The sequence below is a fragment of the Pseudomonas sp. MBLB4123 genome, from assembly GCF_051904775.1.
In the GTDB taxonomy this organism is placed as follows: Bacteria; Pseudomonadota; Gammaproteobacteria; order Pseudomonadales; family Pseudomonadaceae; genus Aquipseudomonas; species Aquipseudomonas benzenivorans_B.
In genome coordinates this window covers 49,972-76,215 of record NZ_CP196711.1, presented here as the reverse complement: position 1 = coordinate 76,215, position 26,244 = coordinate 49,972, and the positions used below count along the sequence as shown (strand labels likewise).

The following is a 26,244-nucleotide window of genomic DNA, read 5'->3' as shown; positions in this document are numbered from 1 at the left end:
CCGTGGACAACCTACACCCCGGCTTCCTGATCGGCCTGCTGGTCTTCCTGCTGGCCTGCTCGGCCTTCTTCTCCAGCTCGGAGACCGGCCTGCTCAGCCTCAACCGCTATCGCCTGCGCCACCTGGCCAAGGAGGGGCATCGCGGCGCCAAGCGGGTCAGCGACCTGCTCAGCCGCCCGGACCGCCTGCTCGGCACCATTCTGATCGGCAACAACTTCGTCAACATCCTCGCCTCGGCCATCGCCACCGTACTGGCCATCCAGCTGTGGGGCGAGGCCGGCATCGCCATCGCCACCATCGGCCTGACCGTGGCCCTGCTGATCTTCGGCGAGATCACCCCCAAGACCCTGGCCGCGCTGCACCCGGAACGGGTCGCCTACCCCTTCAGCCTGCCGCTGCTGCTGCTGCTCAAGCTGTTCTACCCCCTGGTGGTGCTGCTCAGCTGGATCAGCAACGGCCTGCTGCGATTGCTCGGCGTCGACCCGGCCAGCAAGAGCAGCGACAGCCTGACCACCGAGGAGCTGCGCAGCGTGGTGCGCGAGTCCGGCCACGAGCTGCCGAAGAACCGCCAGAGCATGCTGCTGGGCATCCTCGACCTGGAGAAGGTCACGGTGAACGACATCATGATCCCGCGCCACGAGGTGGTCGGCATCGACCTGGAAGACGACATCGAGACCATCATCGCCCAGCTGCGCACCACCCCGCACACCCGCCTGCCGGTGTTCCGCGAGGACATCAACCAGATCGAGGGCGTGGTGCACATGCGCCAGATCGCCCGCCTGCTGAGCCACGACCAGCTGGACAAGGAGGCCCTGCTCGGCGCCTGCAACGAGCCCTACTTCGTCCCGGAAAGCACGCCGCTGTCGACCCAGCTGTTCAACTTCCAGAAGCACAAGCGGCGCATCGGCATAGTGGTCGACGAATACGGCGATGTGATCGGCATCGTCACCCTGGAGGACATCCTCGAAGAGATAGTCGGCGACTTCAACAACCAGGACAGCCTGCGCAGCCCGGACATCCATCCCCAGGAAGACGGCACCCAGGTGATCGACGGCGCCGCCTATATCCGCGAGGTGAACAAGGCCCTCGACTGGCACCTGCCCTGCGACGGCCCCAAGACCCTCAACGGCCTGATCACCGAGGCCCTGGAAAGCATTCCCGACAGCGCCGTGTGCCTGAAGATCGGCCCCTATCGCCTGGAGATCCTGCAATCCTCGGAGAACCGGGTGAAGAGCGTGCGGGTCTGGCAGGTCAGCCAGCAGACCCAGCCGGAGCCGGCGCAGGAGTAAGGACCCCGGCCACCCCTTCGGCCCACAGGCGATAGCCCAGGGCGGACGGGTGATAGCCGTCCAGCGCCAGGTACTCGGCGGCAAAGGGCAGCGCCAGGGGACAGTAGACGGCCCCCGCCTGGTACGCCACCTCGCGCAGGCCCGCATCCAGCAGCGCGGCCCGCACGCCGAGCAACGTCCGCAGCAGCCAGGGCAAGGCGCGAAAGTGCTGCAAGGGCGGTACGCCAGTGAAGACCACTCGCGCACCGCCCGCGCCCAGGGTCTCCGCCATGTCGCCGAGGGCCCGCTGCCAGCGACGCAGCGAGGTCAAGGCCGTGCTGTCGTTGACCCCGAAGACCAGCAGCACCAGCTCCGGCGAATCGTCCAGCACCTGCGGCAGCAGGCGCTGCCGGGCCTCGGCGACGGTGATGCCGTTCTCGCCACAGGCCCGCCAGACCACCGGCCGCCCCTGGCGCTCGCACAGGGCCCGGGCCAGGCAACCGACCAGGGCCTGCTGCAGACAGCTGACACCGACCCCGACCACGGTCGACTCGCCGAGCACCAGCAGGCGCAAGGGCTTGCCCGGCAACTGCCCACCGGCCACCCCCTGCAGCGGTCCGGCCGCCGGCGCCAACCTCAGCGCCCGACGACGGGTATGCAACGCCAGCGGCAGAAGCAACGGCAGCGCCGGCATCAGCAGCAGCCACCAGCGCAACCCGCGCCAGCGACTCACAACTCGACGCTGACCGCCCGAGCCGTGCGCGCGGCCTTGTCGCGCGCCGCCTGCAGCGATTCGGCGCGGGCCAGGGCCACCCCCATGCGCCGCTGACCGCTAACCTGCGGCTTGCCGAACAGGCGCAAGGCGCTATCCGGCTCGGCCAAGGCCGCGTCGAGACGGGCGAATGCCACCTGCTGCGACTCGCCCTCGGCCAGCACCACCGCCGAAGCCGAGGGGCCCAACTGGCGGATCGTCGGAATCGGCAGGCCGAGGATGGCCCGCGCATGCAGGGCGAACTCGGACAGGTCCTGGGAAATCAGGGTGACCAGGCCGGTGTCGTGGGGGCGCGGGGATATCTCGCAGAACCACACCCGATCGCCCTTGACGAACAGCTCGACGCCGAACAGCCCACGCCCGCCCAGGGCCCCGGTCACCGCCAGGGCGATGCGCTCGGCTTCGGCCTGAGCGCCGGGACTCATCGGCTGAGGCTGCCAGGACTCCTGATAGTCGCCCCGGACCTGACGATGCCCGACCGGCGCACAGAAGGTGGTACCGCCGGCGTGGCGCACGGTGAGCAGGGCGATCTCGTAGTCGAAGTCGACGAAGCCCTCGACTATCACCCGCCCCTTGCCGGCACGACCGCCGGCCTGGGCATAGTCCCAGGCCGATTGCAGGTCATCGATGGACTTGAGCAGCGACTGGCCCTTGCCCGAGGAGCTCATGATCGGCTTGATCAGGCAGGGGAAGCCCAGGGCCTGCACCGCGGCACGGCACTGCTCGAAGGAATCGGCGAAGCGGTAGGGCGAGGTCGGCAGCCCCAGCTCCTCGGCCGCCAGGCGACGGATGCCCTCGCGGTTCATGGTCAGCTGGGCGGCGCGGGCGCTGGGGATCACGCAGTAGCCTTCGGCCTCCAGCTCCACCAGGGTGGCCGTGGCGATGGCCTCGATCTCCGGGACTATGTAGTGCGGACGCTCCAGCTCGATCACCGCCCGCAGCGCCGCGCCGTCGAGCATGTCCAGGACATGGCTGCGGTGCGCCACCTGCATGGCCGGGGCGTTGGCGTAACGATCCACGGCGATCACCTCGACACCGAAGCGCTGCAACTCGATCACCACTTCCTTGCCCAGCTCGCCAGCGCCGCACAGCAGCACACGGGTCGCGCTCGGCGACAGCGGGGTTCCGATACGGGACATAAGACTTCCTCGGGATAGTACGAATAAGAAAGGGGCTGCTGCGATGAACGGAAGGCGCCTAGAGCAGCACGCCCTTGGCCTCGGCGCGCGCATGGCAGCGCGCCAGAACCTGGCGCCGCTCGCCGTCATCCATCCGGCTCCAGCGAGTGATCTCGGCGACGTTACGCTGGCAGCCGATGCAGATATCCTCGTCGTCCAGCGCGCAGATGCTCACACAGGGCGAAGCGACCGGACGCTCTACGGGCCTCATGATTCCTGCTCGGCCAGCTCGCGGGCATAGCGCTGGGCGTTGTGCACATAGTGGGCGGCGCTGGCCTCGAGCATCTTCTTCTGCTCCTCGCTCAGGCTGCGAATCACCTTGCCCGGGGAGCCGACCACCAGGGAGCCGTCGGGGATCTCCTTGCCCTCGCCGATCAGGGTGTTGGCGCCGATGATGCAGTACTTGCCGATCCTGGCGCCGTTGAGCACCACGGCGTTGATGCCGATCAGGCTGTAATCGCCCACCGAGCAGCCATGCAGCATGGCCTTGTGGCCGATGGTCACGCCCTTGCCGATGGACAGCGGAAAGCCCATGTCGGTGTGCATCACCGTGCCGTCCTGGACGTTGCTCTGCTCGCCGATATGGATCGGCTCGTTGTCGCCGCGCAATACCGCGTTGAACCAGACGCTGGCACCGGCCTCCAGCTTGACCTTGCCGATCAGCGTGGCATTGGGCGCCACCCAGCTGTCCGGGTGAGCCTCGACCCGCACGGGTCCCAGGCGGTATTTCATGGACGGTTCCTCTGCTTGCGATTCAATTGAGCGCGATGTAGTGCGCGGGCGGCTGGTGCAGGGCGATTCCGGCGTCGTACAGCAGGTTGACCAGCTCCACCAGCATGATCGCCGTCAGCCCCCAGATCTTGTACTCGCCGTAGCGGTAGCTCGGCACGTACCAGCTCTGGCCGAGGTAATCGATGCGATGGGTCACCTCCCGCGGATCGTCGCGGAAGAACGCCAGCGGCACCGAGAACACCGAGGCGATCTCGCCGTCGTTCGCCCGGTACTCCACGTAGTCCGGCACCAACCCGACATAGGGCGTGACCTGGATGCCATGGCGCGACACCACCGAGCTGAGCGGCCCGATCACCTCCACCAGTCCCGGCGGCAGGCCGATCTCCTCCTCCGCCTCGCGCAACGCGGTGCGGATCAGGTCCACATCCTCCGGATCGCGCCGCCCGCCGGGGAAGGCCACCTCGCCACCGTGGGTGGACAGGCCGCTGGCGCGCAGGGTCAGCACCACCTCCGGCTCGTCGCTACGGGTGATAGGCACCAGCACCGCCGCCTCGGGGAAGCGGCGGTCGGTCTCCAGATGGCGCGGACTGTGACCGCGCACGCGGTGGAGTAGCTCATCCAGCATGGGCACTCTCGGGCTTGTTTTCCGCCCCGGATAATCGCATGAAAGCCGCGCGTCACCCAAGCCCACCGACTCCGGCCGCCCCGGATACCCGGCCCGCTTGCCGCCAGCCCCCGACGCGCGCCAAGATAGACCATGAGCCCGGAGGATTCGGCATGAAGTTCTGCAGCCAGTGCGGCAGCCCGGTCACCCAGCGCGTCCCCGCCGGCGACAACCGCCCGCGTTATGTCTGCGGTCACTGTCACACCATTCACTACCAGAACCCGCGCATCGTCGCCGGCTGCCTGCCGGTGTGGGGCGAACAGGTGCTGCTGTGCCGCCGCGCCATCGAACCGCGCCGCGGCTACTGGACCCTGCCCGCCGGCTTCATGGAGAACGGCGAGACCCTGGAACAGGCCGCAGCGCGGGAAACCGAGGAAGAGGCCTGCGCCCGGGTCCGCGACCTGAATCTCTACACCCTGTTCGACCTGCCGCACATCAATCAGGTGTACCTGTTCTTTCGCGCCGAACTGGTGGACCTGGACTTCGCCGTGGGCGAGGAGAGCCTGGAAGTACAGCTGTTCGATGAGAACGAGATCCCTTGGTCAGAGCTGGCTTTCCCGACCGTGGCCCGTACCCTAGAATGTTTCTTCGCCGACCGCCGGGAGCATGTCTACCCGGTTCGCAACGAGCCTCTGGAGGCCTTGCGCGCGCATTTCAGGAAACCCCTTTGACCGCGGATATCACCCCCATGCGCTGGCTGCTCGCCCTGCTCTGCCTGTCCCTGAACCTGACCGCCCAGGCCAGCACCACGACCACTCTGACCGGCCCCGGCGTGGACAAGGTGCTGGTGCTCAAGTCCGAGCGCCAGCTGCAGCTGCTCAGTCGCGGCCAGCCGCTCAAGTCCTACCGCATCTCCCTCGGCAAGCAGCCCAGCGGCGCCAAGCAGCGCGAGGGCGACCTGCGCACCCCGGAGGGGCTCTACTGGATCGACTGGCGCAAGACCAGCGAGAAGTACCAGCTGTCCCTGCACATCTCCTACCCCAACGCCCGCGACCTGGCCAAGGCCCGCGACCAGGGCGTACCGGCCGGCGGCATGATCATGATCCACGGCACGCCGCTGGACGAGGAATACCCGGAATGGTTCTTCCACACCCTGGACTGGACCGAGGGCTGCATCGCCATGAAGAACAGCGACATGCGCGAAGTGTGGGAGCTGGTCAAGGACGGCACGCTGATCGAGATTCGCCCCTGAACGGCGACTGGCGCCTACCGGCGCCTTTCTCGTTTTATATCCCCTAGAACTGCAGATCGGACAGGCGCCACACCTCGAACGCCGGGGTCTCGTAGGGGTGAGCCTGTTTCAGGGCCTTGACCGCCTGGTGGATCGACTCGTCGGCGACCACCAACTCGACCTTCCATTCCGCCACCTGCTCCACTTCGCCGACCTGACCGAGGTAAGGCCGACTGCCCTGTAGCGGGCGGAACTGGCCCTGGCCGAGCACCTGCCAGCAGCAGCTGTCATATTGACCGATGCGTCCGGCGTCTGCGGCGAACACCGCCTGCTTCACCTCGTGCAGATGGCTTTCCGGGACATAGAAACACAGCTTGTACATAAACAACCCTCAAGCCCAGCAAATACGGGCACTCCAGGCCTTTCGCGCTTGCTTTGCGTAGAAATATTGCGTAGAAACTCTGCGTAGAATCCGCCCGCAAAGTGATCTCATTATGCCAGCAAAGATCAAAGACCACCTCCAGCAACGCGGAACCACTTGGCATGTTCGACTAGATATTCCGGCGGACGTTCGCCAGGCCTTCGGGAATCGTCGCATCCTATCCAAGAGCCTGAAGACCGGAGACAAGCAGCTTGCCAAGGAGCTTGGCGCAAGACAGGTCGGACTATGGAAAGCTCAGTTCCGAGCCATCCGGGAGCAGAAGCTCACACAGGCCGAGAAGTGGCGAGAAGACTTAGCCGAGCACTCTAAAGCGCTAGCCACAAGCACAGACAACAGCCTGCTATCAGCCATCAAGCGCAAGCCGAACCCTAGCGACCCATTCTTTGCACTGTCCGAGACAGAACAGAATCAAAAGCTATCCGAGGTAACCGCTGAGCTTGCTAAAGCAATAGGGCTCCTCTTTAACGACGGGGCAACTAGCCTCCCCTCTGACTTGATGCCCAGCCTGGAAGCAGCCAAAAAAGGGGACAGCATTGGCTTTCTTAGCTCAGCACTTAGCACCCTTCCCACCGCCCAAGCTCAGATCATCTCTAGACAGTACAACCTGTCACCCACTGAGGCAGAGGAAGCCCTTTCGATAGCTGTAGACCCCCTCACCTACAAACCGAAATCGCCAATTTCAAAAGGCATGATCACGCGCTTCTCTGAATACCTCAGCACGCAGAACGACAACCAACGGACCCATTCCGTTTGCGTCAGCAAGATAGAAGCGTTCTCTGCCCATCTGACAGCAGAAGGACTCCCCCTCTCCTTCGACACCGTGGCTCAGTACCTAGACACGATCAGTGCCAAGCGCCAGACCCGCCAAGGTCATCTATGGGCACTACGCAAGCTGTGGAAGTGGGCTGTGAAATACGAACCAGCCTTTCGGGAGCAATTCTCAGGTCTAGCCAATCCGTTTGACGGACACGAGCACGCCAGAGTGGGGAAGGACGCCGGAGCAGGATGGATTCCGTTCACCCGCCAAGAAGCTGAGCATCTACACAATGCAGCCCTTACGAATAGCGACACCGACCTAGCCGACCTGATCATGTTCGCCTGCTATACAGGCTGCCGCATTGAGGAGCTAGGTCGCATTAGCGCCGCTACGACGATATTTTCCGAGGGTCAGCCCATAGGCTTTCGTGTTGACGACGCCAAGACTAAAGCAGGGGTTAGAGAGATACCGATTCACCCCGCCCTACTGCCCATCTATAGGCATCGTTTAGAGCACAGTACGGACGGTTATCTGTTTGCTGGAGGTAAGGCCAAGTCAGGTATCAGACTCAACGGACCCAGCCAGCGATTCACCAAGTTGAAAAAGCGTCTGAATTTCACAGAGCACCATGTTTTCCACAGCCTCAGAAAGACCACAGCTACTCAGTTACAGCAAGCAGGCGCCAGCCCGCTGGTGATTGTCGCAATTTTGGGCCACGAGGTCGGACACATCTCGTTCGACACTTATTCAGCCGGGGCCAGCTTTGAACAGAAGCAGGAGGGCATAGCCCTGCTTGAGTTCAGCTTCAAATGCCACTTCTAGCATGGTTTTAGACCCCTATTAAGCGTTTTCAGCATCTACCCTATACCTACCCCTAGGGGTAAGCCCCTACCCCTCTTTAAACGCCTTAAAACACAAGGAGTAAATTATTTACCCGCAGAAATGTAAAGTTGATTGACAAGAAATTGGATTTCTATATGATGCTCTGCCGCTTTTGAAAAGCTCACAGATCGCAATAGCGGTGTTTGTGACACCGCAATCTGTCTGACACACCGCAATCGAATATAAGAAATAAAGATCAAAAGAAAAAAAAACAGATTTCACTGACTGTTAGATTAAGGTAGCACTACCGTTCGTCGGATTGTTCCAATCTCGAAATTTATTAAATACGTCTGCAAGCCTTTAAATATCAGGGGTCCACTTTTTTAGTTACTGTTAGACTCTGAATTGTTTCAATATAAACCCCCAAAAGTATATACAAAACAAGAATAACATTGTATAATAATGTGTGCAGGGAGAGAATAAATTTTTCCTCTTTAGTTGGCTGTAGTCTCACTCTTCTTGCAACTGTAACCAACACCTCCCCTCTTGTTACCGTGTTCGATTCCTCTTCTTCTTGCTCGATCACGGTAGCCGTTAACTCACACTCTGGTCTTCCCTCTTCTTGTTCCAGAGCTTGAGTTAACTTAAAAAGTAAAGCCTTCGCTTTCTTCCCTGAACACATCCCATCTCCCTCCTCGTGTGGCGTGTGTTCGGGGTTTCTTTATCCCAAATTTTGAATTTCTTACACATAGCCCTTAATCAGAAGGAAGTATTTCTATGCCCGTAATTATTAAACCGTGTATGTGGTGCGGTCAGCCAATGTCCACAACGTACCAAAACAGAAAGCTCGATTCCTCCCGGTGTCATGTGGCCTACCATCGCTGGAGACAAAAAGCACTACCAGGACAAGGACCAGCAGCAGGCTTTAAATTTATTCAATCTGAGCTTGCCGAAGGTCGGCACCCAAACCCCAAACATCCAATACATCAAAATGAGGAATTACCAGATGCCCAGACCACGCACTAACACACCAGCCCCCTCAACACTAAGAGTTCGGCTATTCCGTGCCCGCACAGCTTTAAACCTAACATTTGAAGAGCTGCTATATAGGCTCAATACAGAAGAGCAGCTATTTACACTCTCTGATCAAATCGAACAACTGTTGATCGAAGCTGAAGCCAGCAACAACTGACACGCCCCTGCAATAGATCAAATAAAAACCCGCTTTTCCCTACGAAAAACACCCCTAAATCAAACGATCTACCATCACCCTATGCTACCCCACAGGGTATGCATTAAAACGCTTTAAACCCCCCTTATAGAGCCCAATACAGCACCAGCATGTAGCGCCCCCCTATTGCCATAAATCAGGAGTTATATAATGAGAGATACACTTTACATCGGAAGTGTTGAGTATAAACGCTGCACACTTCTCATTAATCTTGAGAATCTATTTTTCTTACAACGACAAGCACTGAAGTCCGGTCAATCGATAAGTGAGTTACTGAATACCATCATCCATGAACATAACAAGGAGAAGTCACAATGAATGAACACAACACAGAACGCTGTCGAATAGTCTTGTCGGTGGCAACAGCCGAAAAGATCAGACAACAGATGGCAGAGACTGGGAAGAGCTGGAATAAAACCATCGCTGCGATACTCGCTGACCACTTCGTTCATCAGGAGTTGCGAAAGCTTCTTAACGAAAAAGAGGGAAATTAAAATGCGAATTAAGCTAAACGATGCCAGCAGTGAAAAGCTCTTGCGAATTATGGAGCACTATAAGTTCACAAACACCAATCATTCGCTAAACGTCATCATCGGCAACCTGCATCAAGCCCTGTTTGAAAACAATCACAAAAACCCGATTAAAGAGGTAGATATTAATGCTGCGAAAGAGAACCTGCCACCACTGTAAAGAAAAATATGCCCCCAGCCGTAAAGACCAAAAGTTCTGTAATCCAGGCTGTAAACGAGAAAATCAAAATCAGAGGCAGCGAAAAGCTACAGTTAGGAAGGTAGCACGTAGAGTCTCCCGCCTCCGTCGCACTGGTTTTGGACTGTACTTGGTAAGAGAGGTTCGGAGAGCTGGCACCATTCAAGTATTGAGCAATCACACCGCCGACACGCTCTATGAGTTAGACCGACTTAGGACAGAATGCTTTATCTCTAACGGTGTATCCGTGGATGGAGAGCTAAATAAGTTTTATGAGCTGTCACACATCTGCCCTGTAAACTCCAAAGGATTGCTTGGTCTACTTCACCCTCACAACCTTGTGATTACAGAGAAGCAATACAACCGTGCTCGCGGAACAAGGTACTCAGGTGGCGGTAAGTTTATCTCTCGGCTTGAACTAAAATCTGAGTGGGCTGTAGATAATGATACCCCTGCAGCCAAAGTGTACGACAAGATTGAAAAATTCTTAGGACAAACTTTAAAAGATTACCTAACTGAACACGCCCCAAAACTTTCATATAAAGAGCGCCTTGTAAATAAGCTGGTTCGCCACTCCCTGCAAGAGCAAGAGTTTAAGACTAAAGAAGCTCGCAAGCAGTATGAGGACAAGCTACGCCGTTCTCTGCAACATATGCCAGTCGAACAGTTAGAACTAAGTGTCGCAGAGCGTGAGCTATCACTATCCTCCTTCAACAGAAGTCACACTCGCTACTTTCCGCTTATGATGGAAGAGGCAAAACGCTTTAAGTCTTATGGCGTAAAGATTGACGCATCTTTTGAAGCTTATGCTGAGTATTTACAGAGTGCTGAGGACGTATTTTTCGATACAAAAGAACGTCTACAAATCGAGTCTAACGATTGTCAGGAAAACGAATGGGCAGCACCAAGCCTTCAATACTGGTTCGGTCAACAGCTCTGCAAGATGCTCCACAAGGAGAAGCCAGACCTTACGTTCAACGGCAAACCTTACGCACAGTGCTTCACTCTCCCTGGCTTGGTAGAAGCTGGATGGACGCCTGAGCACAGGGTTGAGGAATGGAAGGTAGCTCAGTATGGGATGCCCCCAGTCCGTCCTAAGCCTGTCTATCAGCCCCCGCTGGTATTGGATGACTCACCGCTGCCGTGGGAAGTCGATGGCTACGTTTGTGACCACTCCTCGCTTCGCCCTGTTTTCTTTAAAACGGGTGAATGCCCGTTTTAAAGAAAGTATGTAGAGGGGTTAGTACTTACACATTTCCATCTCTTTAACCCCTCAATCTCCTCTACAGCCTTAGTCTCACTAAGGATACAGCAGATAGCACCTTGCAATATCTCTGACAGAACCACCCAAACAACAACCATTTAAACTAATTCACTCGCAAGAGTGTAATCAACGGACAACTATCGTCCAAACTAAACCAATAGAGGAAATACAAAATGAAAGAAGTAAAGCATGTCAAATCACCCATGATTTTCAATCAAGAAGAACTAGCCCAACGTAAAGAAGTCGTTAAAGACCGTTATATGTCTGGCTACTATCAATCATATCAGTACAGCCCCGGTAACTTTGTTTACCCTGCAACTGAGCTGCACAGCTTCACCAGCAACGAAGACCTTGTTGACTTCGCAATCGAAAAGGCTCTGCAAGGGCAGACCAGATTCAAACAGGAGCCAATGCAATCGGGTATTGGGTATTTCGCCATCCGAATCTACAAGCCTCAACACGAGATCGAGGCTGACCTTGAAGTCCTTTATCAGGAAGCAGAGGAAGCCTATAGAAAAGAGATTGAAGAACATAACGAAGCGATGAAAGCCCTGTTAGCAGAACAACTCCTAAACGCTGAGATTGCTAAAGAAGAGCGGAAAGAGCAAGAACGCCTAGCCAAGATGAAAGCCAAAGCAGAAGCCGAGGCACAAGAATATTACAACGCACTAATCAAGGAGCAAAACTAATGCAATACGATATTCAGAAATCCAAAAAAGCAGTAAGTGATCTAATCCTCAAGAAATACAATCCCGAGAAGTGGGAAGAGGAACAAGCCAAAAAGAAGAAAGAGCTTGATGACCTTCTTCTGTATGTAGAAGGAATCAAGGACGCTCTCGCTCTTCAAGAGAAAGAAGAAAGTGAAGGCATCCTATTTAAGTCGGATAGTTCTTCTTCTCGTGGCTTCAAGCCCAACAAGTAATAACACATACAGCCCCCTCGTGGGGCTGCTATCTAAGCTAACAACATAAGAGAAGAACAATATGCAGATTGCCAGCTATTATACGAGTATAGGCTTTAAGGTAGACCTACCATCAATGAAGAGGGTAGATAAACACCTTAAGCAGATGGAAGCCAAGATTGCCAAGCAAGCCCAACAATTCAAGAAGAGCATGTCGCTTTCTTTCAATGAAAAGAATATGCCCCTCTTAAAGTTTAAGAAGTTCCAATTCGATGAGCTGGCCTTACAGAAAGCCGCTCAAACCAGCCTTAATAGAACAAGCCGTCTTCTACGCTTACAGGTCAACAATTTTGAGATTGATCAGGGTAAGCTAAATCGCCAGATGCAAACTTCTGTACAACGCGCAGCTAACCAAGCCCGCGTCTACACAAAAACCTTCACAGGTAACAGTGGGGGTTTCGGCGTATATGACGCAGGTAAGCCTTCTGCTGCTCATCGTTATATGACTTCCACTCCCTACGCTAAGAATGCACACAGCCCTTTAGGCTCTGGTGCAATGGCTGGCCTTAGTGCAGGCTCAATGTTGTTAGGTGGTCCTGCATTAGCTGGTGCTGGTGCTGCCTTTGCTACGGTAGCGGGAACAAGAGCGCTTTATTCGGGCAACCAAGACGCAGTACAGGCAAGAAATTTGATTCAGAACGTAGTGGCTGACCCCACCCTATCTGAAAAAGAGAATGAAGTTCGTGGAAAAAACGCATTCAATTATCTATATGACGAATCAAACCGCTTAGGTTTAAATGCTAAGGATAATGCAGAGACTTACGCCAAGCTCATAGCCGGTTCTATGGCCAGTGGCTTTGACTTGAAGACAAGTCAGAAGATGTTTAGCCAGATGAGTGAACACAGCACAGTCCTGCACTTGAGTGGTGAGAACACAAAACGTCTTAGTGTCGCCCTGGCTCAAATCTTTGCTAAAGGTCAGGTACAAGCAGAAGAGTTAAAGGGTTAACATTGGCCCCCGTAGTCAGTAATGATTATGTGCAAACTTCTTTAATTCGGTGAACCTCTTACAACCTCACCACTTGTAAGAAAATACCGAGCAAGGGGGATCAGATATAAATTTATCTCTCTCCGTGTGTAACGACTATTCCGAAAGGAAGTAGGGTCAAGTGATCCGAAACGAGAAGAACCCCAATCAAGGGTTAAGATTTAGTCTCATCTGCATAGTGATATGCAGCAGTTCATAAGAGAACGGATAGTGATTAACGACCACTATTGAAGATTTTGCAAATTGGTGATGCCTCCCCCACCTTCCCCGCATTCGTAGCTAAAGCATGGGCAGAGCGTACCAAGAGTGGTGCTACTGGTGGCGAGGCTATGGGCGCTCTACTAAAGGCTATGGAGAAAGGCCAAGTAAAATCAGAAGTCATGTTGCGTGCCTTAGAACTCGCCTCTATCTCTGCTAAGCCGGGATTGGCCCTCAGTACACAAACATCTCAAGCAGAAGCAAACCGCATCGCTAACACCCGATCATTCGTAATGAATGAGGCCAGTATTCAGGGCGTAGAGGACGGATTCTATCGTGTGAACAAAGCCATCGGTGTGTTCGCTAAAGATTTAGCCCCACATGCTGAAAAAATGGCAGTGAGCTTTGCGCAATCGCTTGGTGCATTCGCAGACTTCAGCTTGGGTATTAGGGGTATTGCCAAGGGCGAAGCGGGAGCCAAGCAGAGTACATTAGACGCAGCTAAGAAGCTCCCTATAGGCTACCTGTCTCAAATGAACCCTGTTACCGGCTCATTCTATCTGGCCTACAAAGGTGCTCAAGCATTCGGGATTGGACAAAAGGACTATGGCTTCTCACAAGCCAACCCAAGCCCCATGATGCCCTCTAAGAAAGAGTGGGAACTACAAGCAAGCCAAGCCAAGGAAAAAGCCATCAGCTCGCTTATGCACAGCAGTAGTACAGTGAATAACAACACCGTGCAGGTAGAGCAGCCGATCCTGAATATTTATAGCCAAGCTACAGACGCTGAATCTCTGGCTCGCGACTTAGAACCGCACATCGACAAGATGTTTAATCGTAGTGCAGGCAATCTTATGGGCGCTGCCCTTCTCCAGTTTGGTCAGAAGGAATAGGGAATAGATTCTCTTATTGAGAAATATTAGCAACAACTCTTGAGGGGGTTAATTCTGGTGATTAACCTTCTCCCCATCCTGCTAAGCCCTCTATAACCCGCATATAACCTAACACAACATATTGTGGTGTTAAGCGTATTTATCACTATATATAGTTATATTATTACATTCACTGATCAAAAATGATCAATAAAAACAAGAGAGAACAGAATTATGCACACAGCGCTTCAATTCTTGAACACAGCCCTCATTGCCGCTTTGTTGTTTACAACTATCCACGCTCCTTCCCCTCAGCCATACATCGACCCGCTGCTGTTGTCAGAGCGTGTCAGTAATCGAGTGGTGGTAGAGATTCAGGATGCAGCATTTATCCAAGAGATAAACGTTCGCCTCACACGTCTGGAAGCTCGCATGGCTCAGGCTGAACGCAGCTTGGATTATGAGACTCGGATTGCCACAAGCATCAACAACCTCAACACCACCAACAACACCATCCACCCCTAAGAATAAGAAGAGAATCAATGACCTACTATTTCTGGCTACACGCTCGCCTCCTGCCCCACACAGACCTACAAGACTTCCTGTCCTACTGGCAACCGCTATCCCAGGACGTGCGAACAACCCACAACGGCTTCCAATCCATCCTGTTCAGTACAACGCGCCACCCCGGCGCCTTCTATGAGTGGTCTGAGTCAGTCAAATGGTATTCGCTGGGTTGGATGAATGAGGCGATGAAGCCCCCAGGCTCCCTTGGGTATGTCCACACCCTCGACAGCTTCAATGAGTTTGTCGCCACCTATGGCAGCTCAGACCAGAGGCTCTAATTGACACAATGCTATTTTGTTAACTAGAAAGGCCCCGTATTTGTTGACTACCAGCCGTTTTCCAGTATGCTCCTGCCTATCGGATTATTTTGTTAACTAGAAACACCAGTGTTTACGGGAGGTCAGCATGGAATTGGTTGAAGCGGTAAGGACGCAAGAGGAAGTGGCCAAGGTGGGTCACAAGCTCAAGCTGAACGCCAAGGGCAACACCCTGTATCAGGACATTTGGGATTTTGGTCTACAGGTAGCCTTGCGAATCACTGACCTCCTGACCATCACCATGCAGGAAGCCAGCACAGGCCGCGTCATCATCAAGGAAGGTAAGACGGGCAAGACTCGTAGCATCAAGCTCAATGAGAAGGCTCAGGCCATCGCTCAGCGCCGAAAGGCTAGCCACCCCCACCACACCTATCTGTTTGAGGTTGAGTCCAACAGAGCAAGCGGCAAGCCCGTTAGCCGCGTGGCTGTAGCAAAGGCTTTCAAGGCCGTGGGTGACGAGCTAGGGATTGCCCTAGGCACTCACTCAATGCGCAAAACCCGTGGTTGGGTGATGCACAGCAGCGGCGTATCCATCGAGGTCATCTGTAAGGTGCTGAACCACTCAAGCCCAGCGATCACCATGCATTATCTCGGTCTGACTCAGCATGACATTGACAACACATACGACCACTTCGTCATCTGATGGCCCCCATAGGGCGTTAGTTCTTCACCACGATAAAAAGAACTAGCAGCGCAATACAGATCACGAAGATGGCCATCCGACTGTTCGCTGCTGCCCTGTTCTTGTCGTCAGTAACCTGCCTGTAGGTATCCACATCGCTTAGGCCTTGCGCCTTGTAATTCATGATGTGGTTCATCTCGCCTTGTAGCCGGCTGTTATGGCTGCTGTTGCTAATCCCTACTAGAAGCCAGATCACAAGCCATAGACCACCTGTGATAATGCTGAGTATCAGGTGCAGGATGTGGTTGGTTTTCTTCTTTTGGCTTTCAAGGATAAATAGCTTTTCGTTCATGGGGGCGTCCCTGTCAGCGTGGCTACAAAGTGGCATCGCGCCACCTTCCTACAAGCTCCGTATAGCACAAGCACCCTCTCACCACCACGCAAGCAGGCGAAGGGCTGTTGTCCTACCCCCTACACCGCACTACCCCCACGATATTTTGATATTATCCAAATGCGAATTTTTCTCATTTATTGTGTGGGTTAAGCTGGTCCATCCTCGCGCTAAGGATTCTTGCCTCTCAGGACACCAGCCTCAGATACTTTCCAGTCAGCACACAGCCCCCCCACTGGTTTAGGGCTACGTCTGAAAATTGGGGCGGTGGGTAGGATGGTCTATCTTTTGGTTTCAACTAAGGAAGGAGCAGCAGAATGCAGGACAATTTGATGAAGATGGTCGATCAGGCACAGAAGGTAATAGACGTACTAGTGGCGGAAGGAAAAGAACCCCCGTTTTGGGCGACTCGTCAGAAGCAACTAGCCAAAGAGATGTTAGCGGCCAATGCCACTGGTGGTGACTATAGGTACAAGCTCAATGAGTTGCTTGTCTTGCAGGAGGAGTACAGGGAGCAGATCGACAAGGACACCTCATTCATCCTTGAACCATGAAATATTGCGTAGAGATATTGCGTAGAAACCAGACTGATAAATCTATACAAGCTATTGATTTATAAGAATTTTTTAAATAATGCATGGAAACACAGCTTGTACATCGAGATCTCCGCGACTGGGGCAAATCGAGAATAGCCGAACAGGACACCGCAGAATGATGGCACTTTGCCTTAGCCGTAATCCACGGCGTGCATCACAACTCGATGCTTTGACTGACGACCTGCCCAGACGTTCAGCCTAGTCGCCACGCCAGAAGCGCCGCCAGCGTGCGTGCCAACCACTGGCCGACGGACTGTGGCTGCCGTCGCAATAAGGCAGGCACCTCGACAGGCCGCAGCGGCACAGCAGTAGGAGCCGCTCGCGCAGAGGCTCGAGCCGCAAGCCTTCGGCACAGTCGGAGGGACAGTCGGGAAGCGCGGGCGAACGCCCGCAGCGGCACAGCAGCAAGGTATCGCCGGACGCGACCCGGCGCACCTCGGGTAACAGCGGCGCGGACTCACCGGGCATGGGTCCGCGCCTTCAGCCTCAGTCCACCCAGACCCGGGCGTTGCGGAACATGCGCAGCCAGCCGGCATCTTCCTGCCAGTCGTCCGGGCGCCAGGAGTTCTGCACGGCGCGGAACACCCGCTCCGGGTGCGGCATCATGATGGTCACCCGACCGTCGCGGCTGGTCAGGCCGGTGATCCCGCGCGGCGAACCGTTGGGGTTGGCCGGGTAGGTCTCGGTGACCTTGCCGTGGCTGTCGACGAAGCGCATGGCCACGCAGCCGGACAGGTCGGCCTCCAGCAGCGCCTCCTCGCTCTCGAACTCGGCATGGCCCTCGCCGTGGGCGATGGCGATCGGCATGCGCGAACCGGCCATGCCACGCAAGAAGATCGACGCCGACTCCTGCACCTGGACCATGGCCACACGCGCCTCGAACTGCTCGGAGCGGTTGCGCACGAAGTGCGGCCAGAACTCACTGCCGGGGATCAGCTCGTGCAGGTTCGACAGCATCTGACAGCCGTTGCACACGCCCAGGGCGAAACTGTCGCTGCGCGCGAAGAAGCCCTGGAAGGCATCGCGGGCGCGGCTGTTGAACAGGATCGACTTGGCCCAGCCCTCGCCGGCGCCGAGCACATCGCCATAGGAGAAGCCGCCGCAGGCGACCAGGCCCTTGAAGGCTTCGAGGTCGACGCGACCGGCGAGGATATCGCTCATGTGCACGTCGATGGCGTTGAAGCCGGCGCGATCGAAGGCCGCGGCCATCTCCACCTGGCCGTTGACCCCCTGCTCGCGCAGCACGGCGAGCTGCGGCCGCACGCCCTTCTTGATATAGGGCGCGGCGATGTCCTCGTTGACGTCGTAGCCGAGCTTGACGCTCAGGCCCGGGTTGTCCTCTTCGAGCAGGGCGTCGAACTCCTGGTCGGCGCACTGGGCGTTGTCGCGCAGACGCTGGATGCGATAGCTGGTCTCGGCCCACTGGCGCTGCAGCAGGCGCCGCTCGCCGGCGAACACCGTCTGCCCGGCGAAGCCGATGAGCACCTCGGCGTTGTTGACCGGCTGGCCGATCACCGCCACGCAGTCACCCAGGCCGGCGGCGCTGAACTGTGCCAGCACATCCGGCGTGGCGTCCTGGCGCACCTGGATCAGCGCGCCCAGCTCCTCGTTGAACAGCACCGCGGCCAGCTCCTCGCGACCATCGGCCAGGGCGTCGAGCTGCAGGTTGAGGCCGCAGTGGCCGGCGAAGGCCATCTCCAGGGCAGTGACCAGCAGGCCGCCGTCGGAGCGGTCGTGGTAGGCCAGCAGGTGGCCGTCGGCATTCAAGCCCTGGATCACCGCGAAGAAGGCCTTGAGGTCCTCGGCATCGTCGACGTCCGGCGCCTGGCGGCCGATCCGGCCGTGCACCTGGGCGAGGATCGAGGCGCCCATGCGGTTCTGCCCGCGGCCCAGGTCGATCAGGATCAGGTCGGTCTCGCCCTTGTCCATGCGCAGCTGCGGGGTCAGGGTCTGACGAATGTCGCCGACCGGGGCGAAGCCGGTGACGATCAGCGACAACGGCGCGGTGACGCTCTTGTCCTCGCCCGCGTCCTGCCAGCGGGTCTTCATCGACATCGAGTCCTTGCCCACCGGAATGGTGATGCCCAGCTCCGGGCACAGCTCCATGCCGACGGCCTTGACCGTGTCGTACAGGCGGGCGTCCTCGCCCGGGTGGCCGGCGGCGGCCATCCAGTTGGCCGACAGTTTGATGTCGGAAATCTTCTCGATGCGCGAGGCCGCCAGGTTGGTCAGGGTCTCGCCGATCGCCATGCGCCCGGAGGCCGGGGCGTCGAGCAGGGCCAGCGGGGTGCGCTCACCCATGGCCATGGCTTCGCCGGTGTAGACGTCGAAGCTGGTGGCGGTGACCGCGCAATCGGCCACCGGCACCTGCCAGGGCCCGACCATCTGGTCGCGGGCGACCAGGCCGGTGATGGTGCGGTCGCCGATGGTGATCAGGAAGCTCTTGCTGGCCACCGCCGGGTGGTGCAGCACGCGGCTGACGGCGTCCTCGAGGTCCAGGCCGCCGGCGTCGAAGTCGTCGCCCAGCTCGGCCTCGCGGTCGGCCGAACGGTGCATGCGCGGCGCCTTGCCGAGCAGCACGTTGAGCGGCATGTCCACCGCGTGGTTGCCGAAATGGCTGTCGGCGACGGTCAGGTGCGGCTCCTCGGTGGCCTCGCCGACTACCGCGAAGGGGCAGCGCTCGCGCTCGCAGATGGCCTTGAAGCGCTCGAAGTCGGCGGCGTCGACCGCCAGCACGTAGCGTTCCTGGGACTCGTTGCACCAGATTTCCAGCGGCGCCATGCCCGGCTCGTCGTTGGGCACGTTGCGCAGCTCGAAGCGGCCGCCGCGGCCGCCGTCGTTGACCAGCTCGGGGAAGGCGTTGGACAGGCCGCCGGCGCCGACGTCGTGGATGAAGGCGATGGGGTTCTGCTCGCCGAGCTGCCAGCAGCGGTCGATCACCTCCTGGCAACGGCGCTCCATCTCCGGGTTCTCGCGCTGCACCGAGGCGAAGTCGAGGTCGGCCGAGCTGGTGCCGGTGGCCATCGACGAGGCGGCGCCGCCGCCCAGGCCGATCAGCATGGCCGGGCCGCCGAGCACGATCAGTTTGGCGCCGACGCTGATCTCGCCCTTCTGCACGTGTTCGCCGCGAATATTGCCCATGCCGCCGGCCAGCATGATCGGCTTGTGGTAGCCGCGTACCTCTTCGCCGCGCGGCGTGGCGATCGCCTGTTCGAAGGTGCGGAAATAGCCGGTCAGCGCCGGGCGGCCGAATTCGTTGTTGAACGCGGCGCCGCCGAGCGGGCCCTCGATCATGATGTCCAGCGCGGTGACGATGCGCTCGGGCTTGCCGTAGGGCACCTCCCAGGGCTGCTCGAAGCCGGGGATCTGCAGGTTGGACACGGTGAAGCCGGTCAGGCCGGCCTTGGGCTTGGCGCCACGGCCGGTGGCGCCCTCGTCGCGGATCTCGCCGCCGGAGCCGGTGGAGGCCCCCGGGAAGGGCGCGATGGCGGTCGGGTGGTTGTGCGTCTCCACCTTCATGAGGATGTGTACCGGCTCCTCGACTGCGCCGTACTGGCGGGTCTCGGCGTCGGGGAAGAAGCGCCCGGCCTGGTGCCCGACGATGACCGCGGCGTTGTCCTTGTAGGCCGACAGCACCCCTTCGCTGTGCATCTGGTAGGTGTTCTTGATCATGCCGAACAGGGATTTTTCCTGGGCTTGGCCGTCGATGTCCCAGCTGGCATTGAAGATCTTGTGCCGGCAGTGCTCGGAGTTGGCCTGGGCGAACATCATCAGCTCGATGTCGTGGGGGTTGCGCCCCAGGTCCTGGAAGCTCTGCACCAGGTAGTCGATCTCGTCCTCGGCCAGGGCCAGGCCCAGTTCGACGTTGGCCTGCTCAAGGGCGGCGCGGCCACCGCCGAGCACGTCCACCGCGGTCAGCGGCTTGGGTGCGGCATGGCTGAACAACGCCGCGGCGCCTTCCAGGGTGTCCAGCACCAGCTGGGTCATGCGGTCGTGCAACAGGGCGGCGACCTGCTCGGACTCGGCGGCGCTCAGCTCGCCGGTCACGTAGTAGGCGATGCCCCGCTCCAGGCGCTGGATCTTCGCCAGGCCGCAGTTGTGGGCGATGTCGCTGGCCTTGCTCGACCAGGGCGAGATGGTGCCGAAACGCGGGATGGTCAGGAACAGCTGGCCGCTGGGCTCCTGCACCGGCACGCTCGGGCCGTATTTCAGCAGACGGGCCAGCACCCGCTCTTCGTCGGCATCGAGCACACCGGAGACGTCGGCAAAATGCGCGAACTCGGCGTACAGTCCGGTCACAGCGGGTACTTTGCCGGTCAGTTGCTCGAGCAATTTACCGTGGCGGAAAGCAGAAAGGGCGGGAGCGCCGCGCAGGATCAGCATCGGGGGACAGCCTCTGGGAAGGGGGTGTACTTTGAGGCCGTGCATTCTAGCCTAAAGCGGCGCACGGCGGCACCCGTAGCGCAGTCCGTACGCCGCCCGGCGTGCTAGCAGAGAAGGCCGATGCTGTCGAGATATGGCGCACAGGGTGCTTTGCGTATACTGCGCTAATGTTTGCCCAATCTGCGTTCCGCTCCCGCTGCGCCCGCTGGCTGTCAGCGATCGGAATCCTCCTGCTGCTCGGCGGCTGTGTCGAAGAACCCAGTACCCTCGAGCGCGTCCAGGCGGAGGGTGTGCTGCGCGTGATCACCCGCAACAGCCCGGCCACCTACTTCCAGGACCGCAACGGCGAGACCGGCTTCGAATACGAGCTGGTCAAGCGCCTGGCCGCCGACCTGGGCGTCGAGCTGCAGATCGAGACCGCCGACAACCTCGACCAGCTGTTCGCTCGCCTCGGCGAGGCCAAGGGGCCGGTGCTGGCCGCCGCCAGCCTGGTGGCAAGCGACGGACGGCGGCAGATCGCCCGCTTCTCCCAGCCTTACCTGCAGGTCACCCCGCAGGTCGTCTACCGCAACGGCCAACTGCGCCCGACCCGCCCCCAGGACCTGCTCGGCAAACGCATTCTGGTGCTCAAGGGCAGCAGCCACGCCGAGCAGTTGGCGGCACTCAAGATCGAACTCCCCGAGCTGCAGTACGAGGAGTCCGCCGAAGTGGAGGTGGTCGACTTGCTGCGCATGGTCGACGAAGGGCAGATCGACCTGACCCTGGTGGACTCCAACGAACTGGCGATGAACCAGGTGTATTTCCCCAACGTGCGCGTGGCCTTCGATTTCGGCGACACCCAGGGCCTGGGCTGGGCCGTCGCCCCCGGCGAGGACCGCAGCCTGCTCGAGGCGGTCGATGCGTTTCTCGCCCGCGCCCAGCAGAACGGCAGCCTCAAGCGCCTGACCGAGCGCTACTACGGCCATGTCGACGTCCTCGGCTACGTGGGGGCCTACACCTTCGCCAAGCACCTGCAGCAGCGCCTGCCCCTGTACGAGAAGCACTTTCGCGAGGCCGCCCGGATCCAGGGGGTGGACTGGCGCCTACTGGCCGCCATGGGCTACCAGGAATCCCTGTGGCAGCCGACCGCCACCTCCAAGACCGGCGTACGCGGCCTGATGATGCTGACGCTACGCACCGCCCAGGCCATGGGCGTATCCAATCGCCTCGACCCCAAGCAGAGCATCGACGGCGGCGCCAAGTACATCGTCCGGGTGAAGGAGCAGCTGCCGGCCAGCATAGTCGAGCCGGATCGCACCTGGTTCGCCCTGGCCGCCTACAACGTCGGCGCCGGCCACCTGGAGGACGCGCGCAAGCTCACCGAGGCCGAGGGCCTGGACCCCAACAAGTGGCTGGACGTGCAGAAGATCCTGCCGCGCCTGGCGCAAAAGCAGTGGTACAGCAAGACCCGCTACGGCTATGCCCGCGGCGGCGAGCCGGTGCACTTCGTGCGCAACATCCGCCGTTACTACGACATCCTCACCTGGGTCACCCAGCCGCAGCTGGAGGGCACCCAGGTGGCCGAATCCAGCCTGCACGTACCGGGCGTCAACAAGAACCCGCCGCGCGAGCAACTGCCGCCGCTCTGAGGCCTAACGGGCCCTGCGCGCCTTGAAGAAGGCGCTGAGCATCTCGCTGCACTCCTGTGCCAGTACCCCACCCTCGATCAGCACCCGGTGGTTGAGGAACCCCTGACTGAAGAACTCGCCGCGGCTGAGCGCCACTCCGGCCTTGGGCTCGGTGGCGCCGTACACCACCCGCTCGATCCGCCCGTGCACGATCAGCCCGGCGCACATGCTGCACGGCTCCAGGGTCACATACAGGATGCTGCCGGGCAGACGGTAGTTACCGACGGCCTTGGCCGCAGCCCGGATGGCCACCATCTCGGCATGGGCGCTGGGATCATGGGTGGAGATCGGGCAATTGAAGCCGCGACCGATGACGACGCCATCCTGCACCAGCACGGCGCCCACCGGCACCTCGCCCAAGGCGGCGCCGGCAGCCGCCTCGGCCAGGGCCTGACGCATGAAGTGCTCGTCGCGCGAGCGATCGATGATCCTGGGCTGACGCACGCTCAAGCCACCTCGATAGAGGCCATCAGACCGGTTTCCATATGGTCGATGACATGGCAATGGAACATCCACACCCCCGGATTATCGGCGACCAGGGCGATGCGCGCCCGCTCGTTCTTGCCCAGCAGGTAGGTGTCCGTGTAGTAGGGCTCGATGCGCTTGCGATTGGAGGCGAGCACCTTGAAGGTCATGCCGTGCAGGTGGATCGGGTGCTGGTACTGGGTCATGTTGCGCAACTCGAAGACATAGCTCTTGCCCAGCTGCAGCCGGGCAATGGGCCGATCGGCGCAGGTCTTGTCGTTGATATCCCAGGCCTGGCCGTTGATCTGCCAGAAGCTGGGTGCGGCACCCTGCTCCACCCCCACCGACACCGCGCCGACCCACTCGAAGTTGAAACGCAGGGTTTCGGCGGCGGTCAGGTCCGGTTCGGCGATGGGGTTGGCCGGCAGGGCCGGCGGCCAGTCGCCCGGCGCCTCGGCAGAGGCCGCCGCACGCAAGGTGGCCAGGCGCAGCGGACCGTTGCGCAGAGACAACTCGGCGCCCGCCGCCGGCACCCTGAGCCCCAGCTCTATGCGCATCCCCGGCCCCAGCCAGTAACCTTTCCCCAGCGGCCGCGGCGTCACCGGATTGCCATCCAGAGCATAGATACGCGCCTCGACGCCCGGCAGATTGAGGCGATAGGTCAGGGTATTGTCCAGGTTGATCAGACGCAGGCGCACCACCTGCCCGGCCGGCAGCTCCAGGGTCGGCGCGTGCACGCCATTGACCGTGCTCAGGGTGCCCGGCGTACCGCCGCGTGCCGCCTCCCGCGGCACGCTGAAGGCGGTGAAGGCACCCTGGCCGTCGACATGCCAGCTCTTCAGGCTGAGCGTGCGCTCGTGAGCGAAACCGCTCGGCTCGCGCTCCTCGACGATCAACGGACCGACCAGGCCGCGCCCCAGCTGTTCGCTGCTGGCGGTATGCGGGTGGTACCAGAAGCTGCCGGCGTCCGGCGTCCTGAACCGGTAGTCGAAGTATTCGCCCGGCAGCACCGGCAACTGCGAGACATAGGGCACGCCGTCCATCTCCAGCGGCAAGCGGATGCCGTGCCAATGGATGGTGGTCGGTACCTCGAGGCGGTTGATGAAGCGCACCCGCAGCCATTCGCCCTGCTTGGCGCGAATATCCAGCCCCGGCGCCTGGCCGCCGTAAGCCCAGGCCGGGGTCGGGTGCCCCGGCACCAGCTCCACGTCCAGCGGCGCGGCGATCAACTCGTAGTCGTATTCGGCCGGGACCCGCGGCCGCCCCAACCAATAGCGCACGCCGCCGGCACCGAGGCCTGCGACGCCGAGGCCGGCCAGGCCGGCGAGAATCTGTCTGCGGCTAAATGCCATATTCGCTTCCCTAACCCGGACGAGCGCCGGGACAGCATCGCCCCGATCGGGTCAGGGCCATCTATTGCAATATTTTCTCATTTAAACGACGGCACCGGCGACCCGCATGAGCGGGGCCGAATGCCGCAGCGGCGCGCAGATGCGATAAGGGCAGCCTCGGCTGCCCTTATCGCTCAGATCACTCCCACTCGATGGTGGCAGGCGGCTTGCTCGACACGTCGTAGGTGACGCGGGAGATGCCTTCGATCTCGTTGATGATGCGGTTGGAGACCTTCTCCAGCAGCTCGTAGGGCAGGTGTGCCCAGCGTGCGGTCATGAAGTCGACGGTTTCCACCGCCCGCAGGGCCACGACCCAGGCGTAGCGGCGGCCGTCGCCGACCACGCCGACCGACTTGACCGGCTGGAACACCACGAAGGCCTGGCTGGTCTTGTGGTACCAGTCGAAGTTGCGCAGCTCCTCGATGAAGATGTGGTCGGCGCGACGCAGCAGGTCGGCGTACTCCTTCTTCACCTCGCCGAGGATGCGCACGCCCAGACCGGGGCCCGGGAACGGGTGGCGGTAGACCATGTCGTAGGGCAGTCCCAGCTCCAGGCCGATCTTGCGCACCTCGTCCTTGAACAGCTCGCGCAGCGGCTCGACCAGCTTGAGGTTCATCTCCTCCGGCAGGCCGCCGACGTTGTGGTGGCTCTTGATCACGTGGGCCTTGCCGGTCTTGGCGCCGGCCGACTCGATCACGTCCGGGTAGATGGTGCCCTGGGCGAGGAACTTGATGTCGTGCAGCTTGCTGGCCTCGGCATCGAACACGTCGATGAAGGTGCGGCCGATGATCTTGCGCTTCTTCTCCGGGTCGGCCTCGCCGGCCAGGTTGCCGAGGAACTGCGCCTCGGCGTTGGCGCGGATCACCTTGACCCCCATGTTCTCGGCGAACATGGCCATCACCTGCTCACCCTCGTGCAGGCGCAGCAGGCCGTTGTCGACAAACACGCAGGTCAGCTGATCGCCGATGGCACGGTGCAGCAGGGCCGCGACCACCGAAGAGTCGACACCGCCGGACAGGCCCAGCAGCACGTTGGCGCTGCCGACCTGGGCGCGCACCTGGGCAATGGCGTCCTCGACGATGTTCGACGGCGTCCACAGCGCCGCGCAGCCGCAGATTTCCAGGGCGAAGCGCGAGAGGATGCGACCGCCCTGCTTGGTGTGGGTCACTTCCGGGTGGAACTGCACGCCGTAGTAACGACGCTCGTCGTCGGACATCGCGGCGATCGGGCAGCTCGGGGTGCTGGCGAGGATGTGGAAGCCCTGCGGCAAGGCGGTGACCTTGTCGCCGTGGCTCATCCACACGTCCAGGCCGAACACGCCGTCGTCGTCGACATGGTCTTCGATGCCGTCGAGCAGACGGCCCTTGCCGACCACGTCGACGCGGGCGTAGCCGAATTCACGCAGATCCGAACCCTGCACCTTGCCGCCGAGCTGCTCGGCCATGGTCTGCATGCCGTAGCAGATGCCCAGCAGCGGTACGCCGAGATCGAACACCGCCTGCGGCGCCCGCGGGCTGTCGGCCGCATGCACCGACTCCGGGCCGCCGGCGAGGATGATGCCGCGCGGGGCGAAGGCGCGGATGTCCTCGTCGCTCATGTCGAAGGGGTGCAACTCGCAATACACGCCGATCTCGCGCACGCGACGGGCGATCAGCTGGGTGTACTGGGAACCGAAATCCAGGATCAGGATGCGGTGGGCGTGAATATCAGGATGGGCCATGGCCGTCTCTCGTAGCGGAATTCACAAATGACACGGGGCTGGTAACCAGCCCCGTGCGTAGGGTGGAAGACGCATGGCGCGCCTGTCCACCTGCGCG

General features: G+C 59.6%; 29 protein-coding genes. 16 read left to right on the top strand and 13 right to left on the bottom strand.

Going from position 1 to position 26,244, the window contains the following annotated elements; translation table 11 throughout:
- Positions 1-2 precede the first annotated feature (2 nt).
- Positions 3-1,289, top strand: coding sequence for an HlyC/CorC family transporter (locus tag ACSX1C_RS00375; protein WP_439887748.1), 1,287 nt, complete (start codon positions 3-5; stop codon positions 1,287-1,289).
- On the opposite strand, the gene ACSX1C_RS00370 is transcribed toward ACSX1C_RS00375, so the two are convergent.
- From ACSX1C_RS00370 to ACSX1C_RS00350, 5 genes are read right to left on the bottom strand one after another with little or no spacing between them, the layout of a single operon-like run.
- Positions 1,252-2,001 (bottom strand): SGNH/GDSL hydrolase family protein, encoded by a 750-nt coding sequence (locus ACSX1C_RS00370; RefSeq protein ID WP_439887747.1) that lies wholly within the window; start codon positions 1,999-2,001, stop codon positions 1,252-1,254. The genes ACSX1C_RS00375 and ACSX1C_RS00370 overlap by 38 nt on opposite strands.
- A complete protein-coding gene (gene purT, locus ACSX1C_RS00365) occupies positions 1,998-3,179 on the bottom strand; it encodes a formate-dependent phosphoribosylglycinamide formyltransferase (protein ID WP_439887746.1) in 1,182 nt (393 codons plus the stop codon). The genes ACSX1C_RS00370 and purT overlap by 4 nt, the downstream gene beginning before the upstream one ends.
- Before the next feature lie 58 nt (positions 3,180-3,237).
- The gene (locus ACSX1C_RS00360) at positions 3,238-3,429 is read right to left on the bottom strand and encodes a DUF1289 domain-containing protein (RefSeq protein WP_318642984.1); all 192 of its coding nucleotides are present in this window, start codon (positions 3,427-3,429) and stop codon (positions 3,238-3,240) included.
- Positions 3,426-3,950, bottom strand: a complete 525-nt coding sequence (locus tag ACSX1C_RS00355; RefSeq protein ID WP_318642985.1) for a gamma carbonic anhydrase family protein — start codon at positions 3,948-3,950, stop codon at positions 3,426-3,428. Before ACSX1C_RS00355 ends, ACSX1C_RS00360 begins: the two co-directional genes overlap by 4 nt.
- A 22-nt stretch (positions 3,951-3,972) precedes the next feature.
- Positions 3,973-4,575 (bottom strand): CoA pyrophosphatase, encoded by a 603-nt coding sequence (locus ACSX1C_RS00350; RefSeq protein ID WP_369958868.1) that lies wholly within the window; start codon positions 4,573-4,575, stop codon positions 3,973-3,975.
- 152 nt (positions 4,576-4,727) lie between these two features.
- Here ACSX1C_RS00350 and ACSX1C_RS00345 point away from each other — a divergent pair, with 152 nt between their 5' ends.
- Both ACSX1C_RS00345 and ACSX1C_RS00340 read left to right on the top strand, forming a co-directional pair.
- A complete protein-coding gene (locus tag ACSX1C_RS00345) occupies positions 4,728-5,285 on the top strand; it encodes an NUDIX hydrolase (protein ID WP_439887745.1) in 558 nt (185 codons plus the stop codon).
- 17 nt (positions 5,286-5,302) lie between these two features.
- Complete coding sequence (locus ACSX1C_RS00340) at positions 5,303-5,806, top strand: L,D-transpeptidase family protein (RefSeq protein ID WP_439889456.1); 504 nt, start codon at positions 5,303-5,305, stop codon at positions 5,804-5,806.
- Between the two features lie 43 nt (positions 5,807-5,849).
- Here the strand turns inward: ACSX1C_RS00340 and ACSX1C_RS00335 are convergent, their stop codons facing one another.
- Complete coding sequence (locus tag ACSX1C_RS00335; RefSeq protein WP_439887744.1) at positions 5,850-6,167, bottom strand: NGG1p interacting factor NIF3; 318 nt, start codon at positions 6,165-6,167, stop codon at positions 5,850-5,852.
- 112 nt (positions 6,168-6,279) lie between these two features.
- Between ACSX1C_RS00335 and ACSX1C_RS00330 the strand changes: the two genes are divergently transcribed.
- Positions 6,280-7,806 carry a tyrosine-type recombinase/integrase gene (locus tag ACSX1C_RS00330; RefSeq protein ID WP_439887743.1) on the top strand — a complete coding sequence of 509 codons (1,527 nt, stop codon included), beginning with the start codon at positions 6,280-6,282 and terminating at the stop codon, positions 7,804-7,806.
- Positions 7,807-8,173: 367 nt separating this feature from the next.
- On the opposite strand, the gene ACSX1C_RS00325 is transcribed toward ACSX1C_RS00330, so the two are convergent.
- Positions 8,174-8,488, bottom strand: coding sequence for a hypothetical protein (locus ACSX1C_RS00325; RefSeq protein WP_439887742.1), 315 nt, complete (start codon positions 8,486-8,488; stop codon positions 8,174-8,176).
- A gap of 863 nt (positions 8,489-9,351) precedes the next feature.
- Between ACSX1C_RS00325 and ACSX1C_RS00320 the strand changes: the two genes are divergently transcribed.
- From ACSX1C_RS00320 to ACSX1C_RS00275, 10 genes are all read left to right on the top strand, one after another.
- Positions 9,352-9,531, top strand: a complete 180-nt coding sequence (locus ACSX1C_RS00320; RefSeq protein WP_439887741.1) for a hypothetical protein — start codon at positions 9,352-9,354, stop codon at positions 9,529-9,531.
- Between the two features lies 1 nt (position 9,532).
- On the top strand, positions 9,533-9,727 hold the full coding sequence (locus ACSX1C_RS00315; RefSeq protein ID WP_439887740.1) for a hypothetical protein: 195 nt from the start codon (positions 9,533-9,535) through the stop codon (positions 9,725-9,727).
- Positions 9,728-9,914: 187 nt separating this feature from the next.
- The gene (locus tag ACSX1C_RS00310; protein ID WP_439887739.1) at positions 9,915-10,967 is read left to right on the top strand and encodes a hypothetical protein; all 1,053 of its coding nucleotides are present in this window, start codon (positions 9,915-9,917) and stop codon (positions 10,965-10,967) included.
- Positions 10,968-11,182: 215 nt separating this feature from the next.
- Complete coding sequence (locus ACSX1C_RS00305; protein WP_439887738.1) at positions 11,183-11,698, top strand: hypothetical protein; 516 nt, start codon at positions 11,183-11,185, stop codon at positions 11,696-11,698.
- Positions 11,698-11,931, top strand: coding sequence for a hypothetical protein (locus ACSX1C_RS00300; RefSeq protein WP_439887737.1), 234 nt, complete (start codon positions 11,698-11,700; stop codon positions 11,929-11,931). Before ACSX1C_RS00305 ends, ACSX1C_RS00300 begins: the two co-directional genes overlap by 1 nt.
- A gap of 61 nt (positions 11,932-11,992) precedes the next feature.
- A complete protein-coding gene (locus tag ACSX1C_RS00295; protein ID WP_439887736.1) occupies positions 11,993-12,919 on the top strand; it encodes a hypothetical protein in 927 nt (308 codons plus the stop codon).
- A 266-nt stretch (positions 12,920-13,185) separates the two neighbouring features.
- Positions 13,186-14,049: a hypothetical protein gene (locus ACSX1C_RS00290; RefSeq protein WP_439887735.1), complete on the top strand. Its 864-nt coding sequence runs from the start codon at positions 13,186-13,188 to the stop codon at positions 14,047-14,049.
- A 213-nt stretch (positions 14,050-14,262) separates the two neighbouring features.
- Positions 14,263-14,553, top strand: a complete 291-nt coding sequence (locus ACSX1C_RS00285) for a hypothetical protein (RefSeq protein ID WP_439887734.1) — start codon at positions 14,263-14,265, stop codon at positions 14,551-14,553.
- A gap of 17 nt (positions 14,554-14,570) precedes the next feature.
- On the top strand, positions 14,571-14,873 hold the full coding sequence (locus ACSX1C_RS00280; RefSeq protein WP_439887733.1) for a hypothetical protein: 303 nt from the start codon (positions 14,571-14,573) through the stop codon (positions 14,871-14,873).
- Positions 14,874-15,000: 127 nt separating this feature from the next.
- Positions 15,001-15,555 carry a tyrosine-type recombinase/integrase gene (locus ACSX1C_RS00275; RefSeq protein WP_439887732.1) on the top strand — a complete coding sequence of 185 codons (555 nt, stop codon included), beginning with the start codon at positions 15,001-15,003 and terminating at the stop codon, positions 15,553-15,555.
- 16 nt (positions 15,556-15,571) lie between these two features.
- Here the strand turns inward: ACSX1C_RS00275 and ACSX1C_RS00270 are convergent, their stop codons facing one another.
- The gene (locus ACSX1C_RS00270; protein ID WP_439887731.1) at positions 15,572-15,886 is read right to left on the bottom strand and encodes a hypothetical protein; all 315 of its coding nucleotides are present in this window, start codon (positions 15,884-15,886) and stop codon (positions 15,572-15,574) included.
- A 371-nt stretch (positions 15,887-16,257) separates the two neighbouring features.
- On the opposite strand from ACSX1C_RS00270, the gene ACSX1C_RS00265 reads away from it, so the two are divergent.
- A complete protein-coding gene (locus tag ACSX1C_RS00265; protein WP_439887730.1) occupies positions 16,258-16,479 on the top strand; it encodes a hypothetical protein in 222 nt (73 codons plus the stop codon).
- A 240-nt stretch (positions 16,480-16,719) separates the two neighbouring features.
- On the opposite strand, the gene ACSX1C_RS00260 is transcribed toward ACSX1C_RS00265, so the two are convergent.
- The gene (locus ACSX1C_RS00260; protein ID WP_439887729.1) at positions 16,720-16,989 is read right to left on the bottom strand and encodes a CDGSH iron-sulfur domain-containing protein; all 270 of its coding nucleotides are present in this window, start codon (positions 16,987-16,989) and stop codon (positions 16,720-16,722) included.
- An 18-nt stretch (positions 16,990-17,007) separates the two neighbouring features.
- Positions 17,008-20,904, bottom strand: coding sequence for a phosphoribosylformylglycinamidine synthase (gene purL, locus ACSX1C_RS00255; RefSeq protein ID WP_439887728.1), 3,897 nt, complete (start codon positions 20,902-20,904; stop codon positions 17,008-17,010).
- A 167-nt stretch (positions 20,905-21,071) separates the two neighbouring features.
- On the opposite strand from purL, the gene mltF reads away from it, so the two are divergent.
- Entirely contained in the window at positions 21,072-22,532 is a 1,461-nt protein-coding gene (mltF, locus tag ACSX1C_RS00250; protein ID WP_439887727.1) for a membrane-bound lytic murein transglycosylase MltF, read from the top strand.
- Between the two features lie 3 nt (positions 22,533-22,535).
- On the opposite strand, the gene tadA is transcribed toward mltF, so the two are convergent.
- From tadA to guaA, 3 genes are all read right to left on the bottom strand, one after another.
- Positions 22,536-23,015, bottom strand: coding sequence for a tRNA adenosine(34) deaminase TadA (gene tadA / locus ACSX1C_RS00245; RefSeq protein WP_439889455.1), 480 nt, complete (start codon positions 23,013-23,015; stop codon positions 22,536-22,538).
- A gap of 2 nt (positions 23,016-23,017) precedes the next feature.
- Complete coding sequence (locus ACSX1C_RS00240) at positions 23,018-24,388, bottom strand: multicopper oxidase family protein (RefSeq protein WP_439887726.1); 1,371 nt, start codon at positions 24,386-24,388, stop codon at positions 23,018-23,020.
- Positions 24,389-24,566: 178 nt separating this feature from the next.
- Complete coding sequence (gene guaA, locus ACSX1C_RS00235) at positions 24,567-26,147, bottom strand: glutamine-hydrolyzing GMP synthase (RefSeq protein WP_439887725.1); 1,581 nt, start codon at positions 26,145-26,147, stop codon at positions 24,567-24,569.
- Between the last annotated feature and the right edge of the window lie 97 nt (positions 26,148-26,244).